Below are 19,086 nucleotides of genomic sequence, written 5' to 3' on the forward strand. Positions count from 1 at the left end.
TATGAGAACAAGGTATATAGAAGACTTAGCTAACATTAGAAAGATGGAAAAGAATGTATCAGAGCTAATTAAACTTTCTTATGATAGGTTTAAATTATATATAGAAAATGGACAAAAAAACAACCTTGAAGAAATAATTGATCTTGATCATGATATAAGACAATATGCAGCTGATATAGAGAGATTTTGTTATGACCTATTAGCCTTACAGCAACCAGTTGCAAGAGACTTAAGATTTTTACAAATGTCAATTAAACTTGCCTCTACTTATAAGAGAGTTTCTAATCACATAGCTCAAGCAGCAGCCATACTGTTGGAATTTCCTTTAAGAGATGAAGAAAAAGACTATGTTGATGCCTTTATTAAAAATCAAAAATTAATGAATGAAAATGGTATAAAAAGTTTTGAAAACAATGATAATGAGCTAGCCTTAAGGACAATTGAAGATGATGAAATAAACAATGAATTATTTGAGGATTGTATCCATTATTTAGTAAAATTAACCAAACAAGACCAAATCTCTCCAATGGAATTATCTGAAAAAGTTTTATTCTACAAGTATTTTGAAAGACTTGGAGATAGGCTTGCTAAAGTTGCAGATTACACTACAAGATTATGATATATGTGGTAGAAGATGACAAGGCTATAAGAAATTTAGTTATGTATGCCTTGTCAGAAAAAGGATATGATGTAAGAGGTTTTGAAAATGGTCTTGATGTAGTTGATCAGGTCAAAGATGATAAAGTAGATTTGTTGATACTTGATATAATGCTTCCTGGAAAAGATGGTATGGAGATTCTTGAACAAATAAGAGAATTTTCAGATATACCAATAATAATGCTTACAGCAAGAAATGATGAATATGAAAAAGTCCAAGGTCTTGAAAGTGGAGCAGATGATTATATAACCAAGCCTTTCTCAATTCTTGAATTGATATCAAGAGTTAAAGCGGTTTTAAGAAGAAGTGATAAAAAAGATAGGCAACATTTAAACTATGATAATATTGAAGTTAATATAAAAAAGAGAACAGTAAAAGTTGATGGAGAGAAAATTGAGCTTACCTACAAAGAATTTGAAATGCTTTTACTATTTTTATCAAATATAGGTAATGTTATCACGAGGGAAGACTTTTTGCTTAAAATATGGGGATATGATTATGAGGGAGAAACAAGAACAGTTGATGTTCATATAGCAAGTCTAAGAAATAAGCTAAAAAATGCTGGTTTACACATAAAAACAGTAAGAAACTTAGGATACAAACTTGGAGAAATATGAAAAAGATAATAAATAGAAATATTAATATAATTTTCACATCATTAATAATTCTATGCCTTGTTATCACTAATTTTCTTTCATATAAAGATAAAGTAAAGGCCCAAGAAGAATTTATAATGTCTTCTTTGGGCTTTCTTTCTTATAGAGAAATTAGTAGTAATGAGCTTAAAAAATTTAAAGAAAATTTTAATGATTTGGAAATACTTTTAAAAAATGAAGATGGTCAAATAATATATGACTCTGGTATTAATAAGATTAAAATAAAAAATTATGAATTTGAAAACAACAATATGGTAAAAAAGTCTAAGAAAAATTATTTCTCTTATAATACAAACCTTTATGCTATGAAAATTAATAACAAAATACTGGCTATAGGTTTTAAAAGTCAATCATTTATAAATTATTTGATTAGAAGAACTCACATATATTTATTAGCTATAGTTTTTATTTTATTTATAAATAAAATTCTAAGCAAGTCAATATATAGGGATTTGTTATTTCAATTTAAAGATTTATTTAAAAATAGCGAAACATTTGATGAATTTTCAAATAATCCTAAAGAGTTTTTACTTAAGGAAAAGAATAAAATAGAAAACTTAGAAGCTCAAAATGAATCACTCTTATCAAAAATCATGAATATAGAAAAAATCACATCTAATATGGAGGAAGGTTTTATATATTTTGATAAGAATGGGAAGATAATTATCATAAATGACCAAGCTAAAAACCTTTTAGGTGTGGGTGATGATGTAAAAATAGATAATTTAATAGATAATGATGATTACAAGCTTACTTTAAGACAAACTAAGCTTTTAAAAAAAGGTAAGGATATAGACCTAGACCTTGATGAGATTTCTGTAAAGCTATTTATAGATCCTATAGTTTATGAAGATATAGATTCATACATTATTTTAATTATTGATGATTCAAAAAATAAGAAAGCAGAAGTTATGAGAAGAGAGTTCACTGCAAATGTAACACATGAACTAAAATCACCATTAACTTCTATAAATGGATATGCAGAACTTATAGCAACAGGCCTTGCCAAAAATGATGATGTTAAAAAGTTTGGAAAAATAATTAATGAAGAAGGAAATAGGTTGTTAAATATAATTGATGATATTTTAAAATTATCTAAGCTCGATGAAGAAAATTTAGAAGAGGGCAGGACAATTATCAATGTAAAGGATATTGCTGATAAAGTTGTTATCAAATTTAAAAGAATTAGTGATAAGAAGAATATAGAAGTAATAAATGAAATAAATGATATATTTATAAGAACACATGAATCGCTTTTTACAGATCTAATAACAAATATATATGAGAATGCCATCAAGTATAATAAGGTTAATGGAAAAATATTTTTAAAATATCAAGTTTATAAAAGAAATACTAATTTAATTATAGAAGATACGGGTATAGGTATTAAAAGGGAAGATACTAAAAGAATATTTGAAAGGTTTTATGTAGCGGATAAGCAAAGAACAAGAACACTAAAGTCTACAGGTCTAGGATTATCTATTGTAAAACACATATGTGATTATCTAAACTATAATATAAAAGTAGAGAGTAAGTATGGATATGGAACTAGATTTGTTATTTCCATTCCTAATAATTGATTTTATTATTTCAATATATTTGATATAATTATGTCAAGTAATTATTAAATTTAAGGAGAATTTATGAAGATACAAGTTTGTGCAGGAGCAAGATGTACTATGTTAGGCTCTGACATAATTTTTAATAGACTTTCGGAGTTTGTTGAAGAATTTAATAAAAGAATTGAAAAGGATAATTTAGAAATAAGTGATACAAAAATAGAAATATCCATGATTCCCTGTTATGAGGAATGCAAAAAGAACAAGAAAAACGCACCTGTTGTATTAGTAGATGATAAGGTATTTACTAATGCTAAAACTGAAGTAATAATGGAATACATACTCGATACTGCTTTTGAAGCAAATTTTAATTAATATTTGTAAGAAAGATTGGATTAATTAGATGAAAGAAACATACATAAATATTTTAAATATTAGAAGAATGGCGTTTGAGCATATAGCTAAAATTGCCTTTGAAAATAGGTCATTATATGATATAGCTACAGAAGTTTTTGATATTCTTCCGGGCGAAGAGGCATCATATAGGGAAAATATCTTTAGAGAAAGAGCTGTTATGGGTGAAAGACTAAGGATGGGAGTAGGCCTTGATGCAAGAACTGCTGATAAGACAGGAGCTATTACAGATGGACTAGATGATGAAGATTATGATATAAGAAAGTATGAACCACCACTAGTTTCTGTTATAAAGATAGCCTGTGAATCATGTGCTGAAAACAAGGTAGAGGTAACCAATACTTGTAAGGCTTGTATTGCCCATCCATGTGTAAATGTATGCCCAAAAAATGCTATTACATATACATCAGATGGTTCTATTATAGACCAAGATAAGTGTATAAAATGTGGTAAATGTGTTCAAGCTTGTCCGTATAATGCTATAGCTCATACAAAAAGACCATGTGCTGAGTCATGTGGGGTTAAGGCAATAAAAAGTGATAGTCTTGGTAGGGCTGAAATAGATGAAGATAAGTGTGTAGCGTGTGGTAGGTGTATAACTGCTTGTCCATTTGGTGCTATATCTGATAAAACAGAGATCTATCAGTTGGCTAAGTCACTTTTAACTAATAAGCATGTTTATGCTATAGTTGCTCCATCCTTTGTTAGACAATTTGGACCTATGGCATCCACTATTCAAATAAAAGAAGCTATTAGACAACTTGGATTTAAAGATGTTATAGAAGTTGGGCTTGGTGCCGACCTTACAACATTAAATGAAGCTCATGAATATGTAGAAAGTGTCCCAGATAAAATACCATTTATGGGAACAAGTTGTTGTTATTCATGGAAACTAATGGTAAAGAAGAAATTCCCTGAAATAAATGATAAAATTTCAGAGTCTTCAACACCAATGATTTATTCAGGAAAACATATAAAGAAAATGGATCCTGAAGCAAAAGTTGCTTTTATAGGACCTTGTATATCTAAAAAACTCGAAGCAAGAAGACCAGAAGTTGCAGAAACTATAGACTATGTAATAACCTATGAAGAACTTATGGGAATGTTTCTAGCAAAAGATATAGATCCAGCTGAAATAGAGATTGATGAACAGTGGCAAGATGCATCAGAAACAGGAAGAAACTATGCTGTAAGTGGTGGGGTAGCAGAAGCTGTTAAAAAAAGAATTGCTGAAATTAACCCAGATCTAGATGTGAAAGTAGAAAAAGCAGAAGGATTAGCTGATTGTGTAAAGCTTGCACAAATGGCAAAACTAGGGAAAAAAGATGGGCTTCTTCTTGAAGGAATGGCGTGTGTAGGTGGATGTGTAGGAGGTCCTGGTACCTTGATATCAGAACTTAAGACATCAAAGGCTGTTAAACAATTTGCTAAAGAGTCAATCTATAAGTCACCATATGACAATAAAAATATTCCAGAAGAAGATAAACCAAAAGATTGATAATAAAAATGGGAATGTTGCAAAATGAATTAATTTTTGCAAATTTATTACAAGTCTATCTATGGCAATTGTTAGCAAGTATTCTTGTTCTCAATTGCCTAGAAAGTTACTTGTGATTTCATGCAAATTTTTAAATTCATTGTTGTGCAATGATCCCATTTTTAATTCTTATTAAATTTCTTGATTGTCTAGGTCTTCTTTTATAGCTTTAGCTAAATTTTCAATGTCTCTTTCTTGGTTTTCAGTCATGGAGGAATTTATAATAAAATCTTCTCCTATATATTTATGTTTACCACTTTCAAGAATGGACTTAGCTATATCTAATGATTTTCCACCCCAAGAATAGTTGTGGATAAATGAAATATGTCTGTTTTTATAACCTGTACCTACAAGTTCTCTTAAAAAAGCGTCCATTTTGTGATAAAGCTCAGCGTTATAATTCATAGCAACAAAAACTTGATTAGAATATTTGTGACTATCTGCAATTATATAAGAAAAATCAATATCTGATACATCTCTTAACCTGATATTTTCAACTCCGAGTTCATCAAGCTTAGATGCAAGTAGATCGCTTGCAAGCTCTGTATTTCCATACATAGATGAAAAAATAATATTAACACCCTTAGTTTCAGGTTTAAAGTTTGCCCATTTGTCATATTTATCCAAGATAAATGAAATAGAATCCTTATCTTCATAAACAGGTCCATGAAGTGGGAAAATAGCGTTTATTTTGAAACCTGATACTTTTTTTAATAAGTTTGTAACCATTTTTCCATGCTTGCCGACAATATTAATATAATATCTTCTATTCTCATCAAGCCAAGAATCATTATTAATATAGTATTTAGCTTGAATGTGTCCTTCTATGACATTAAAAGAACCAAAAGCATCAGCTGAGAAGAATAATCCTTCAGTAGTTTCATAAGTCATAAATACTTCTGGCCAATGTACCATAGGTGCAAATATAAATTTGAGATTTCTTTTGCCTATATTTAATTCATCCCCATCCCTTATCTCAATAAATCTACCATCAACAAACTTATCGTTTGGATAAAACTGTTTAAAAAATTTGATAGATTTAGCGTTTCCTACAAATTTACAATTAGGATAAGTTTTTAATATAAAGTCAATAGAACCACAATGGTCAGGTTCCATATGTTGAACAATTATGTAATCTAAATCTTCACCGTTAAGAACATAGTCAACATTTTCTAAGAAAGTTCTTAAGGCAGAAGAATCTACTCCATCCATAAGAACATTTTTTTCATCTTTTATAATATATGAATTGTATGATACACCATTAGGTAGAATGAACATATTTTCAAATCTTTTAAGTCCTCTATCATTGGTTCCAACCCAATAGATATTTTCATAAACTTTTTTTGTAAATTGCATATAACCTCCAATATTTTTACTACAGATATTATACCTTAAATAGGTTAAAAATAAATATCTTTTAACTATTATTAATAAAATCTTTATTAGCTAATTAAAATATTTTTAAAAATTAAAAAAACTTTTTCATAATATGAAAAATAAATTTTTAATATCTATTGTAGAGAAAAAATTTTGAATCTTATAAAAATGATTAAGAATCTAAATTTAGGATATATATTAAATGGGGTACTTGATAGTTGACAAATATCAAATATTTTTTATTAATATTCTTAAAACATATAAAAAATAAATATATTTGACAAAAAAACATTTTCAAGATAGAATGATACTGTAAAGAAAAATGGATATTATATTTTTTTAGGAGGAATATATGCGTTTTAAAACAACAGCAGAGCATGAAGCTTTACGTAAAAAAGTAAGAGAATTTGCTGAAGAAAAAATAAAGCCAATTGCTTTTGACTTAGACCAAAATAACGAATACCCAGATGATATTGTAAAAGAAATGGGTAAATTAGGATTTTTAGGAATTCCTTATCCTAAAGAATATGGTGGTCAAGGTCTTGATGTTATAAGCTATGCTATAACAGTAGAAGAATTATCTAGAGTAGACGGAGGTGTTGGTGTAATTTGTTCAGCACATACATCTTTAGGAACATGGCCAATTTTTGCTTTTGGTACAGAAAAACAAAAGAAAAAATATTTAATTCCACTTGCTAAAGGGGAAAAGATTGGAGCATTTGGTTTAACAGAAGAAAATGCTGGTAGTGATGCTGGTGGTACAGAAACAACAGCTGAACTTGATGGCGATAATTATATATTAAATGGTAAAAAAATCTTTATAACAAATGCGCCTAAGGCTGATACATATGTTGTATTTGCAGTAACAACACCTGGTATTGGAACTCATGGTATATCTGCATTCATAGTTGAAAAAGATTTCGAAGGATTTACTTTCTCAGACCACTATGATAAGTTGGGTATAAGATCATCAACAACTGCAGAACTTCATTTTGAGAATGTTAAAGTTCCTAAAGAAAACTTACTAGGTAAAGAAGGACAAGGATTTAAAATTGCTATGGCAACCCTTGATGGTGGTAGGATTGGTATAGCATCTCAAGCATTAGGTATAGGTCAAGGAGCTTATGAGTCAGCTCTAGGATATGCTAAGGAAAGAGAACAATTTGGTCTTCCAATAGCTCATCTTCAAGTAAATACCTTTAAACTTGCTGATATGGCAACATATCTAAAAGCTGCAAGACTTATGATTTATTCTGCAGCAGAACTAAAAGAAAATCACGAAAGATATTCAGCAGATGCAGCTATGGCAAAACAATTTGCATCAGATTTAGCTGAGAAAATAACATCAGAAGCTCTACAATTATACGGTGGTTCAGGATTTATCAAGGGTATAGATGTAGAAAGATTCTACAGAGATGCAAAGATTACACAAATTTATGAAGGTACAAATGAAATAATGAGAGTTGTAGTCGGAGCTCACACAGTAGGAAAAGCACCTAAGATGAAAGCGGCAGGTTCAAACAAGAAGTCTGGACCCATCGCAGGAGTTAGAAAACGTGAAATCTATGAAGGAGATCCTAAAGAAGCAGTTAAAAACCTTGTGGCAGCACTTAAAAAGGACGGATATGACTTCACTGTAGGCATTGATCCTTATACACCTGTTCAAGAAGCTGAAAGAATAGTAGTAGCTGGACGTGGTATAGGTGATAAAAAGAATATGAAACTTATAGAAGATTTAGCATATCAAGCAGGAGCAGCTATTTCATCATCTAGACCAGTCGCAGAAACATTAAAATATGTTGATCTTGATAGATATGTAGGTATGAGTGGTCAAACATTTAAAGGAAACTTATATATAGGTGTAGGTGTATCTGGGGCAGGACAACACTTAAAAGGAATTAAAAATGCTTCAACAATAGTTGCAATAAATAACTCTAAGAATGCACCAATCTTCTTAAACTGTGACTATGGTATAGTAGGTGATGCTATGGAAATTCTTCCACTATTAATTAAAGAACTTGACAATGGTGAAGAAAAGAAACCAGCACCACCAATGAAGAAAATGAAAAGATCTAAACCAAGAAAAATGGCACCTACAAACCCAATCTATGTAGATACAGGTTCTGGATACGAATACAATCCTGAAGAAGGAGATCCAGAAAATGGAATAGAACCAGGAACACCATTTGATAAATTACCAGATAATTGGGTATCTCCAGTTTCAGGTGAAGCCAAAGATCAATTTATTAAAATGGATGTACCAGAAGATAGAAAGTAGTTGGAGGAATATATGTATACAGTTAGAAAAGTTACAGACGACTTATATTATGTAGGTGGAGACGATAGAAGACTAGCTCTATTTGAAAATATTTTTCCTATAGATGGTGTATCTTATAACTCATACCTATTAATGGATGAAAAAACAGTATTAATTGACTCAATAGATTGGGCTGTTACTAGAGAATATATCATAAATATATCTAGAGTTTTAGGAGATCGTGATCTTGACTATATGATAATCCAACATATGGAACCAGACCATTGTTCTGCTATAGAATTAATTCTTCACTATTATCCAAATGTTAAAATAATTGCTAGTGAAAAAGCTGTATTATTTATGAGACAATTTGGATACCATATAGATGATAGATATATAGAAGTTAAAGAAGGGGATTCAATCTCATTTGGTAAGCATGAATATACATTTGTAGAAGCACCAATGGTTCACTGGCCAGAAGTTTTAATGACATATGACCTAACAGATAAGGTATTATTTTCAGCAGATGCTTTTGGATCTTTTAAATCAAATGATGGAAGACTTTTCGCAGACGAAGTTAATTGGGATAGAGATTGGTTAGATGAAGGTAGAAGATACTATACAAACATAGTTGGTAAATATGGTACCTTTGTTCAAGCAGTACTTAAAAAAGCTGCAACACTTGATATTAAATATATTTGTCCACTTCATGGTTTAGTATGGAGAAAAGACTTTGGATACATTCTTGATAAATATGATAAATGGTCAAGCTATCAACCTGAAGAAGAGGGTGTACTAATAGCTTATGCATCTATGTATGGAAATACAGAATATGCTGCACAAGCTCTAGCGTCAAAATTATGCGATAGAGGAATGACAAATATTTCCTTAAGAGATGTATCAAATACAGATGTTTCATATTTGATAGCTGATGCATTTAAATATTCAAATATAGTACTTGCTTCAGTAACATATAACCTTGGTATCTATCCAAAGATGAAAGACTTTATCCATGATATGGCAGCACTAAATATCCAAAATAGGGCAGTATCACTAATGGATAACGGTACATGGGCACCAACAGCAGCTGATAAGATGGAAAAATTCTTAGATGAAGAAATGAAATTAATAGACGTTCTTCCAGAACAAGTTAATATAGTTTCATCACTTAAATCTAATAAAGAAGCTGATATGGATGCATTAGTTGATGGTATATTTGAATCTATGAAGAAAAGAAGAGAAGAAATCCAAAAAGCTAAAGAACAAAAGAAATAAAAATAAAAACAAAATTGCCACAGGAAACTGTGGCAGTTTTTTTCTAAAAAGATATAATTAGAAAGTAAAGACTTTTTATGAGAGGTTTTATTGATGGATTATTTAAAATTAAGAGCAAGTAACTTTGAAATAAAAATAGGAGATATATCCTATAATAAAGAAATAATAAAAAAAGCTATAATAGCGGCTGAAAAAGAAGGGGTAAATATCCTACTTTTCCCAGAGTTATCCTTAATAGGAGCAAGCCTTTATGATGGGTATAAAAATGAAGAAATTATAAAAAAATCCAAGGATGCTTTGATAGACTTAAAGAGATTTTCTAAAGATTATGACCTAATATTTAGTATAGGTCTTGTAATAAAAGATGGCTATGATCTTTTTAATACAGTCTTACTTATTAAATCTGGAGATATCTTGGGAGCATTTACTAAAGATAAGTTAAAAGATTATGAAAAAAATGTCTTTTCTACTAAAAAAATAGACCATATTAACGTAGAAGATGATTTTGTTGTAATTTTCAATCAAAAATCAATAAATATAGATGGTCTGAATATAGCACTTTCTATTGGGGAGAATGAGTATAAGGAAATCGCTGATTCTCTTATTTCAAAAAGTGAAGATAAAATTGATATAGTCCTAAATCCAGCATCATATATTAGATATGCAGGCTCTTTTAATGATGTTAAGAATAAAATAGAATTTTTATCCCAAAATACACTTTATTTATCAGCAAATTCAGGTTTGGGAGAAAGCTCAACAGACTTTGTATATGAAGGATTAAATATTATAGCAAATGATGGAAAAATCAAAAACTATAAGAGAAACGAAAGTGTGGATATAGTAAAGGGATTTGACCTTAACAAAAAAGAATTTCTAGATGGGCATCACTTTAATAATTTAGTAAATGATTTAGAATATTATGATAAATTTCCATATCTTCCAAAAGATTGTGATAAGAAAATGTATGTAGAAGATGTATTTGACATAGTTTCATCAGCTCTTATACAAAGAATGAAGGCTATAGGGTGTGAAAATGTAATTTTAGGATTAAGTGGTGGTCTTGACTCAACCATGACACTTTTATTTATAGTCCATGCTTTTAAAAAGGTGAATTTACCTTTTGAAAATATTCATCTTTATACCATGCCTGCTTTCGGTACAAGCAAGAGAACAAAATCAAACGCTTATAAACTATCCGAAGCTTTGGGCATAAAACTTAATGAAATAGTTATAAAAGATTCTTTAAATCTTCATTTAAAAGATATAGGACATGATGGCATCACTAAAGATATTGCATATGAAAATTCTCAAGCTCGAGAAAGAACCCAAATTCTTTTTGATATAGGTAATATGAAAAATGCATTGGTAATTGGGACAGGAGATAAGTCAGAAATCTCTCAAGGTTTTGCAACCTACAATGGTGATCATATGTCATCTTATACCCTAAACTCATCACTTACAAAAACTGAACTAAGATATATAGTTTCATACCTTGTAGAAGTTACAGAAAATGAAGATTTAAGGCAAGTATTAAATGATATTCTAAAAACCCCTATATCACCGGAACTTAAAAGCAATGATGATGGAAACATAAGCCAAAAGACAGAAGATATAATAGGACCTTATGAACTTATAGACTTTTTCACATATGAATTTTTAAATAATATTAGCGCAAAAGAAATTTATAAAAAAGCAAGTGTAGCATTTAAAGAAGAATATAGCAAAGAAACTATTAAAAAGTGGCTAATATCCTTTTATAAGAGGCTTACAAATAGTCAATTCAAAAGGTCAGTATCTGTTGATGGACCAGCTATAACTAAGATATCTTTTTCTCCTAGGACTGGATTTATGTTACCATCAGATATGAGTTCTAAAATATTTGTAGAAAGCTTAGAAACTATATAATGAGAAACTTAATATTAATATTATTTTTGATTTTACTATTAGCTCTTGGTCTTTACCTATACATATATTATCAATGTAGGTGGGCTAAAGAAGTTAAGGTAAATTTATTAAGTGATAAAGTAGATAAGAAGATAAAAATCACTCAGGTAAGCGACTTTCATTCCAATGTATTAAAAAATATGGATGATTTCAAGAATAAGATATTAAAATTTAATCCAGATATTATTATTCTAACAGGAGATATAAATGATTATGGAGTAAAAGAAAAATTTGATAAGGCAGTTGATTTTCTAAAGGAAATATCAAGCCTCGGTATAAAAACATATTATATTACTGGTAATCATGAAGAAGCAGGACCTATGCTTGATGAGTTTATCAGTGAAATTGGGATGTTAAATATTGATTATCTGAAAAATGAAGGGGAGATTTTAAAACTTAAAGATAATTTAGTATATGTATATGGTATTACTTATTACAATTATGATTTTAGTAAATATGAACCTGAAGATAATAGTTTAAATATAATATTGAGCCATTACTCAAAAAATGTAAGAGATAATATAGATGATAGTATGGACTTTGTATTTTCAGGTCATACCCATGGTGGTCAGGTTAGAATTCCTTTTATAGGGGCCTTATTTGCTCCGGGAGAAGGAGTTTTTCCGAAATTTGATAAGGGAGTAAAGAGATATAAAAATACGACAATATATATTGATTCAGGGCTAGGAAATACCCTCATGAATTTAAGGTTTTTAAATAGGATACAATTTTCAAATATTACTATTAATAAGCGTCAGTAGTTTAATGGTAAAACAAAAGTGTCCGAAGCTTAAGATGGGGGTTCGATTCCTCTCTGGCGTGCCATTATTTATAAGATAGCTTATTTTTAGTATTTACAAGCTATCTTATTTTTTGTTCTTATGTTAGCATGAATTTTTGAAACTTTTCGGCGTTTTTTTCTTCTTATGCCTTGATTATATGAATATAGATATTCTCGCTGTACTGTGACCTAGTTGATATTGTAAATTTTTGATACTATCCATACTTCAAAGAACAAAGATACGTTAGTGTGTCTTAAAGAGTGGAGTTTTATTTTTATTGATTTGTATTTTTTGATTATTCTTTCAAATCTTTTTTTTGAACTGTTTAGTATTTTAAGTCACCTGATTGAGTAATACAGATGTATTCTTTTATATTTAATATTCTTGATTCTAATTGTGTTAGATGTCATTATCTTAAATGATTTGCTTATTGAAATAGTTTTATATGAACTTTTGGTTTTAGGACTTGCTATGACCTTTTTGCTTTGGATAGATTTTTGTTTACTATAAGGTTTTTTAAAAAAAGTCTATGTCTTGTACTTTAGGGTAGGATTTCTTCTTTTCTTAGTCAAGTATATATTATATAGACTAAAGAGGAATAGAAAGAAGGACAAGCCTTATTGTTAGTCAAGATTATTACAATGCCCATTTTTCTGATAGGGTTTGGCGAGATACGAGGGAATTATCAAGACGAATTGAAAGAAATCTTGAATCTATAGTAATTCAAGGTAAGAATCCGCGAGAGTTTGCTAGAAAATTAAGAGATTTAGTTAGCAAGGATATTAAAAATATCACAAGTGCTACTGAAAGGTTAGCTTATACAGAAAGCGGCAGGGTATGGATACAAACACAAATTGAAGCCTATAAAGATGGCGGTTATGAGTATTTGGAAATAATGACCGAGCCTACAGCTTGTAGGCATTGTAGTCCTCATAATGGGGATATTGTTAAAATCTCTGAGGCTGTTGAGGGAGATAATATACCTTTATGGCATCCTAGGTGCAGGTGTACTACTGTTGCTTATTTTGATGATAAAATAGATGATAAAGATATTTTAAAAGATGAAATTGAAAAGTATTATGATAGCGTTGAAGATGAACCTTCACTAAATAATATTTTTTCTCAAGACAAATATTATTTAGGAAATTTACCTAATAAGATAAATAAATTAATTCCTGTAGATTTTAATGATATTTATGTTTCCAAACACGATATAATAAGAATAATAAAAAGGCATGGTAATGAATTAGCTAAACATTAGTTTAACAACCTTTTTGAATCTATAGATAAGCCAGATTTAATTACAGAAAGTAGAGATAAGTCAAAAGATAGAATATTATTTTATAAAAAACTAGATAATAAACATTACTCTGAAATGGGAATAGTTAAAAAAACAGAAGGATATGTGATACACTATATGAAAACTAGAAATAGAAGTGTGAGAAGTCAAACTAGAAGGTTTAAAACTTTTTACAAATCAGATAGTTAGTAGTATAATAAAATTAATCATAGAGGTTAAGAAATCTGCCGATAACGCTATTTTATAGAAATGTGGGAGAGGAGGCAGTCCCACCTATGTTTAAAGCACATTCGAGTTAGGATGTGCTTTTTTAGTACGAATTTATCTATTATTTAATTTTTTTCTTGACGCACTACTAAAACAGTAGTATTATTGTAGTGCGAGGAGGGATTAATGGCAGATAAAGTGTTAAATTTTAAAATACCTGAAGAATTGCACAAAAAAATTAAAGAAGAAGCTGATAAAAAGAGCTTATCAATGGCTGCATTAGTAAGGTTAATATTAATTGAATATTTTAAAAACAAGTAAAGAAAAAGACTAACCACCATCTCCACCATAAGGTTTCACGGACAGTGATTAGTCTTTATTTACAATAAATATACCATAAAAAATTAAAAAAATCAACAAGACACATGGTGCGACCCGAAGGAAATTCCTTTTAAGGGGGTCACATATGTGCCTTGTTTTATTTATATTATATCATCGTTTTAGAAATTAATCAAAGGAGAAAGATATGGATAGTTACAAGTTTCAAAAAGCATGTAAGGAATGGCTTATAAAATATTATTCTGAAAAGTTTGGTAAAAGTTTAGAGATTGAAGATATTTTTGTGGTTTGGTCTTGTAAGACTTTGCAAAATAATAAAGTGTTGATTTCTACCACCTTGTTTGATGGTGTGTATGTTGAGTGTACTTATAATGGAGATAAACAAGAAACTTATTTTGATATTTATAAAAAGCAAGAAAACATATTAGTTAGTAATGGAGAACTAATAGGATAAAATAATTAGTTAATCAAGGCGGTTTGTACCGTCTTTTTTATTGTCCAAGCTTTAATGACGTTAAACTTTAAGGATAGTTAAGCATTATAACTTTAAATTATGGAGATAATTATGGCAGAAGAGGTAAGATAAATTGATAGGAAGTACACTATATATATTGTTGTGAGTGTTTTACAAGTATTATTATAACTTTGGCTATTTGAGAAGTTTTGTGTGTCAGCTCCCCCCCCTGATTGAAGTGTACCCTCTTTACTGGACAAACCAGTAAGGAGGGTATATATCAGATAGCTTGTGAGCTGATACACAAAATTTTACACAGTCTCATTTCATTAGGTCTAACTTTATAGTCACCTTAGATTGCAACAGCTTTTATATGAGACTTTCTCTTCTTATTTCTTTAAAAAGTATAGAGTTTTCTTTGAATATATGAAGGTAAATATCTTCTGTTAGCTCTTTTAGTTTTGAGAAAGCACGTTTGTAAGTGTTACAGGCATCTTTTGGTGGGGTGAAATTTTTTGTGACTTTTTTTAGATTTCCTATTAAGTCTCCCATATCTTCGTGTTCTTTTTCTAGGTCATATATATGTGAAAGTATATTTTCACAATCTAGATTTTCAAATTTAGGAAAGGTAATTTTTTCTTCTTTTGCAAGGTGAGCTTTTAGGTGTCCCTTTATTTGTAAGAATATAGTATAGGTCTCTTTTAGCTCATATCCATGATTTTTATAATGAACTAGAAGAATCTTACTTAAAAGTTTGTCGATATCTTCAAGCATCTCTCTTTCTATGTCATGGTGGTAACTTTCTATATGACTTATCTTATCTTTGGTATTTTTATCTTTAAATTCATCAATACTTAAGTTTTTGATACTTTTATTTTCTTTTATAAATTCTTTAAGTTCACTTAGTATTTTATCTTGATTTAGCTTTCTTTTTTCTGTTGCAATTTTAAGACTGTCATCTCCATGGCAACAATAGTCAATATCTTTTTTGTTGAAATAATCTATACTTTGTGGTAATTTTTTTACTATATCATTTAATCTATCATCTAATTTTATTTCATTCATAATACTTCCTTTCTTTTTCTATATATAGAATAATATAAATATAAAAAAATTTCTGTAACTAAAGTTACAGAAATAGATTGTAGAAAGATTAGATAAACATCTTAGTTTTATTTAATTTTTTTGTTTCACTTTAGTGAGTTAAGCGAGCACGAGTGAAACAAAAAACCACCTGCTATGCAGGTGGGGGAATTAAGCTTTAGCTTCAAGCAACAAAAAAACTACAAAAACTATAATTGTTATATTCTAAACTGACCTTCCAAATTGTTTTTTTATGTCCGACTTTTGGGGCTAAGTTCATTGTCCAGTAAAGAGGGTAAATATCAAAATTTGGATATTGTTGCCAGTATTCATATTTTATAGGTTATTCAAACTACCAGCTAAGCTGATAGTTTTGTTTATTTATTTTCTTTAATATATGATATTACATCTTTAATTAAATCTTCTTTTTTATGATAAATTCTTGGTTTTTCAAATATATTTCCCTTCTTGTCAGCATAGGAAAGTCCTGTAACAAGTTTATTTATATATAAGAAATCATTCTGAAATATATCATTTTTCATTTCATTAAATTTATCATCTTTTTCATTTCCTTCAAGTCTAATATCAGTATAAAGTTGAAAAATAGCCATACCTCTCTCAAAGGCTATGCCCATTTCTGCTGCAAGACCCAAATCTTTGGTATCCATAAGGCCTATTAATATATCAGATTTTTTAAGTCTATCATAATCTGCTAAAAGTATCTCATAATTTGCAGCGAATCCTTTTGATTTATCATTTATATCCTCATTATCTGCAGGATTGTATAAATCAATTTCTGGAAATTCTTTTTCTATTTTTTCTTGTAATTCTTTAGCTTGCCATCTTTGACCTTCTGTGAAAAGATCACATCCTAAATATACTTTCATTTACTTATCCTCCTTATAATCATATACTAATTATATTATATCAAAAAAATTTTTAAAATTTACTATCATTAACAATCAAAGTATAATGTTATAAAAATAAATATTATAAAGGTGGGATTCAATGAATAAAATTGATTTTCTTAAAAGAATTGGACTATTTATTTTAGGTCTTTTTATTATGAGTGTTGGAATTGCAATGATAAAGTTTGCAGAACTTGGAGTTACTCCAATATCATCAATACCTAATGTTTTTAGTATAAAAACGACAGATATTAGCCTTGGAAAATTCATTATTATATGGAACATATTATTAATTATAGGTCAAATTTTGATTCTTAGAAAGAATTTTAAAATATATCAACTTATACAAGTTCCAATTTCGTTTTTATTTGGATACTTTACAGATTTAGGACTCTATTTTATATCTAATTTCAGAATTGACTCTTACCTACAATCTCTAATTTTTCTAATTATAGGTATTCTTATCCTAAGTCTTGGTATAAGTATAACTGTTGTAGCAGATGTTATCTTAAATTCTGGAGAGGCTTTTGTCAAAGTTATATCTGAGAAAAAAGATTTAGATTTTGGTAAGGTTAAGATTGGATTTGATACATCATGTGTAATACTTTCAGTTATTTTGTCACTAATATTTTTTGGAAGTATAGAGGGAACAAGAGAGGGGACAATTCTATCGGCCCTACTTACAGGTTCCATAGTAAATATTATCTTAAAACATATAAATGATCCTTTGCTTTCAATACTAAATATAAAAAAATAAGGGAGGTATCCCTTATTTAAAACTTATATTTATTTTATACTCTTCAAGATTCGCATCTACATTAAGTATCTCTTCAATTGCTTTCTTGCATTTTTTATTGGCTTCATCAAGTAAGCCTTTATCTATAGCTTTTTTTTCTACGACTTTCTTTTGAGTTTTAGAAAAATCATTATAATCTTCTACCTTAATTGGATTAAAAATAGAAGTTTTTTGATCAAAAACTTTCAAAGAATCTTCATAAATTTCATGGGAAAGAACCTTTGAATCAGGAAGACTTATATCAATATTCTTTCCTCTAATACTTATGTCCATATCATCTAAGTCGACTCCAAAATTAATAAGACCATCATATGCTACTATAAATTTCTTTTGGGTAAAGGGTATATCAAATCCATTAAATTTATTTGAATTTTCAAATTGAGCCATATTTGTATAAGAATATTTAAGTGTAGTTAATTCTTTAACTCCTTCAATTTTACTTGTGATTATTTTATCATCTATTCTAGTTTTTTGATTTTCCTTATAATATTTAAATCCAAGAAATATAAGAGCTAATAATAAAAGTATTGTTAATATATTTTTGATTTTTTTACTTAATGAATTTCTCATAACTCCTCCTCCAATTATTTATCACTATACCCTTATCTTAAAATTTTCAACTTGAGAATTTTAAGATGTTTTAAAAAGTTTGAAATTGTTCTTGACTTTTAATTTTTACCTTGGTATTATGAACATGAACTAAGGATAAGCTCAAGAAAATTGGGCGAAAGTGTACCTAGGGATCTGTTAATTCAAGACCAAGCGGTACGATATTTTTTTGAAAGTATTACACCAGAGGGATAAAAGCCCAGGAGGATAGGTTTCTTAGCCTATCCTTCTGGGTTTATTTTGTGCACTTTAGTGAGTTGAGTGAGCGAATGCGAGCGAAATAATAAACCACCTGCTATGCAGATGGAGGAATTAAGCTTTAGCTTCAAGCACCAAAAAATCCTCCAAAAAGTATAATTGTGATAGTCACATGCACAATTAAATAAAGGAGGATAAGTTGGACAAAAACACTTTATCACATACCAAATGGAGATGCAAATATCATATAGTTTTTGCACCGAAATATAGAAGACAAGTAATATACAAACAATTAAGAAAAGATATAGGAAGTATACTCAGAGAACTATGTACAAGAAAAGGAATAAATATAATTGAAGCAGAGCTTTGCCCAGATCATGTGCATATGCTATTGGAAATCACACCAAAATATTCGATATCACAAATAATGGGATATTTAAAAGGCAAAAGTTCACTGATAATCTTTGATCGTTATGCTAACTTAAAATATAAATAAGGAAATAGACACTTCTGGTGCAGAGGATATTATGTAGATACAGAAGGAAGAAATGAAAAGAAAATAAAAGAATATATACAAAATCAATTAAAAGAAGATTACTATGCAGACCAAATAAGTATAAAAGAGTACTATGACCCGTTCACGGGAGAGTCAGTAAATAAAAAAAATAAAAAAACTGCTTAAGCAGTAGTTGGGATAGTGTTGCATGTGACAGAATACTCGACAGCCCCAATA

The 19,086-nt window shown here is 29.2% G+C and carries 17 protein-coding genes, 1 tRNA gene and 1 pseudogene; 15 read left to right on the forward strand and 4 right to left on the reverse strand.

The window, feature by feature from the left end; genetic code table 11:
- Position 1 precedes the first annotated feature (1 nt).
- The 5 genes from HV819_RS02615 (at position 2) to HV819_RS02635 (ending at position 4,785) form a co-directional block, all read left to right on the forward strand.
- Positions 2-619: a phosphate signaling complex PhoU family protein gene (locus HV819_RS02615; RefSeq protein WP_176269436.1), complete on the forward strand. Its 618-nt coding sequence runs from the start codon at positions 2-4 to the stop codon at positions 617-619.
- Entirely contained in the window at positions 616-1,275 is a 660-nt protein-coding gene (locus tag HV819_RS02620; RefSeq protein WP_176269437.1) for a response regulator transcription factor, read from the forward strand. Before HV819_RS02615 ends, HV819_RS02620 begins: the two co-directional genes overlap by 4 nt.
- On the forward strand, positions 1,272-2,894 hold the full coding sequence (locus tag HV819_RS02625) for a sensor histidine kinase (RefSeq protein WP_176269438.1): 1,623 nt from the start codon (positions 1,272-1,274) through the stop codon (positions 2,892-2,894). The genes HV819_RS02620 and HV819_RS02625 overlap by 4 nt, the downstream gene beginning before the upstream one ends.
- A gap of 63 nt (positions 2,895-2,957) precedes the next feature.
- On the forward strand, positions 2,958-3,248 hold the full coding sequence (locus HV819_RS02630; protein WP_176269439.1) for a (2Fe-2S) ferredoxin domain-containing protein: 291 nt from the start codon (positions 2,958-2,960) through the stop codon (positions 3,246-3,248).
- Positions 3,249-3,276: 28 nt separating this feature from the next.
- Positions 3,277-4,785, forward strand: coding sequence for a 4Fe-4S dicluster domain-containing protein (locus tag HV819_RS02635; RefSeq protein ID WP_176269440.1), 1,509 nt, complete (start codon positions 3,277-3,279; stop codon positions 4,783-4,785).
- Positions 4,786-4,956: 171 nt separating this feature from the next.
- Here the strand turns inward: HV819_RS02635 and HV819_RS02640 are convergent, their stop codons facing one another.
- Positions 4,957-6,180 carry an FprA family A-type flavoprotein gene (locus HV819_RS02640; protein ID WP_154539311.1) on the reverse strand — a complete coding sequence of 408 codons (1,224 nt, stop codon included), beginning with the start codon at positions 6,178-6,180 and terminating at the stop codon, positions 4,957-4,959.
- Positions 6,181-6,553: 373 nt separating this feature from the next.
- Here HV819_RS02640 and HV819_RS02645 point away from each other — a divergent pair, with 373 nt between their 5' ends.
- The 8 genes from HV819_RS02645 to HV819_RS02680 all read left to right on the forward strand — a co-directional run bounded on the left by HV819_RS02645 (position 6,554) and on the right by HV819_RS02680 (position 14,759).
- The gene (locus HV819_RS02645) at positions 6,554-8,479 is read left to right on the forward strand and encodes an acyl-CoA dehydrogenase family protein (protein WP_154539309.1); all 1,926 of its coding nucleotides are present in this window, start codon (positions 6,554-6,556) and stop codon (positions 8,477-8,479) included.
- 12 nt (positions 8,480-8,491) lie between these two features.
- The gene (locus tag HV819_RS02650) at positions 8,492-9,733 is read left to right on the forward strand and encodes an FprA family A-type flavoprotein (RefSeq protein WP_154539307.1); all 1,242 of its coding nucleotides are present in this window, start codon (positions 8,492-8,494) and stop codon (positions 9,731-9,733) included.
- Between the two features lie 93 nt (positions 9,734-9,826).
- Positions 9,827-11,638: an NAD(+) synthase gene (gene nadE / locus HV819_RS02655; RefSeq protein WP_328700330.1), complete on the forward strand. Its 1,812-nt coding sequence runs from the start codon at positions 9,827-9,829 to the stop codon at positions 11,636-11,638.
- The gene (locus HV819_RS02660; RefSeq protein ID WP_176269442.1) at positions 11,638-12,438 is read left to right on the forward strand and encodes a metallophosphoesterase; all 801 of its coding nucleotides are present in this window, start codon (positions 11,638-11,640) and stop codon (positions 12,436-12,438) included. Before nadE ends, HV819_RS02660 begins: the two co-directional genes overlap by 1 nt.
- Positions 12,429-12,502: transfer RNA gene (locus HV819_RS02665), tRNA-Arg, on the forward strand. Before HV819_RS02660 ends, HV819_RS02665 begins: the two co-directional genes overlap by 10 nt.
- A gap of 651 nt (positions 12,503-13,153) precedes the next feature.
- Complete coding sequence (locus HV819_RS02670) at positions 13,154-13,720, forward strand: minor capsid protein (RefSeq protein ID WP_328700335.1); 567 nt, start codon at positions 13,154-13,156, stop codon at positions 13,718-13,720.
- A gap of 432 nt (positions 13,721-14,152) precedes the next feature.
- Positions 14,153-14,287: a toxin-antitoxin system HicB family antitoxin gene (locus HV819_RS02675; RefSeq protein WP_154539297.1), complete on the forward strand. Its 135-nt coding sequence runs from the start codon at positions 14,153-14,155 to the stop codon at positions 14,285-14,287.
- A gap of 205 nt (positions 14,288-14,492) precedes the next feature.
- Positions 14,493-14,759, forward strand: a complete 267-nt coding sequence (locus HV819_RS02680) for a DUF6275 family protein (protein ID WP_154539295.1) — start codon at positions 14,493-14,495, stop codon at positions 14,757-14,759.
- Positions 14,760-15,128: 369 nt separating this feature from the next.
- Here the strand turns inward: HV819_RS02680 and HV819_RS02685 are convergent, their stop codons facing one another.
- Positions 15,129-15,824, reverse strand: coding sequence for a DUF542 domain-containing protein (locus tag HV819_RS02685; RefSeq protein ID WP_154539293.1), 696 nt, complete (start codon positions 15,822-15,824; stop codon positions 15,129-15,131).
- Between the two features lie 395 nt (positions 15,825-16,219).
- On the reverse strand, positions 16,220-16,729 hold the full coding sequence (locus HV819_RS02690; protein ID WP_176269443.1) for a nucleoside 2-deoxyribosyltransferase: 510 nt from the start codon (positions 16,727-16,729) through the stop codon (positions 16,220-16,222).
- A 121-nt stretch (positions 16,730-16,850) separates the two neighbouring features.
- Between HV819_RS02690 and HV819_RS02695 the strand changes: the two genes are divergently transcribed.
- Positions 16,851-17,507, forward strand: coding sequence for a YczE/YyaS/YitT family protein (locus HV819_RS02695; RefSeq protein ID WP_154539289.1), 657 nt, complete (start codon positions 16,851-16,853; stop codon positions 17,505-17,507).
- Between the two features lie 12 nt (positions 17,508-17,519).
- On the opposite strand, the gene HV819_RS02700 is transcribed toward HV819_RS02695, so the two are convergent.
- On the reverse strand, positions 17,520-18,116 hold the full coding sequence (locus HV819_RS02700; protein ID WP_154539287.1) for a DUF4230 domain-containing protein: 597 nt from the start codon (positions 18,114-18,116) through the stop codon (positions 17,520-17,522).
- Positions 18,117-18,552: 436 nt separating this feature from the next.
- Here HV819_RS02700 and tnpA point away from each other — a divergent pair.
- Positions 18,553-19,035: pseudogene (gene tnpA, locus HV819_RS02705) on the forward strand (IS200/IS605 family transposase).
- The last annotated feature ends 51 nt before the right edge of the window (positions 19,036-19,086 follow it).

The sequence above is a fragment of the Anaerococcus faecalis genome (assembly GCF_013371425.1).
Lineage (GTDB): Bacteria > Bacillota > Clostridia > Tissierellales > Peptoniphilaceae > Anaerococcus > Anaerococcus porci.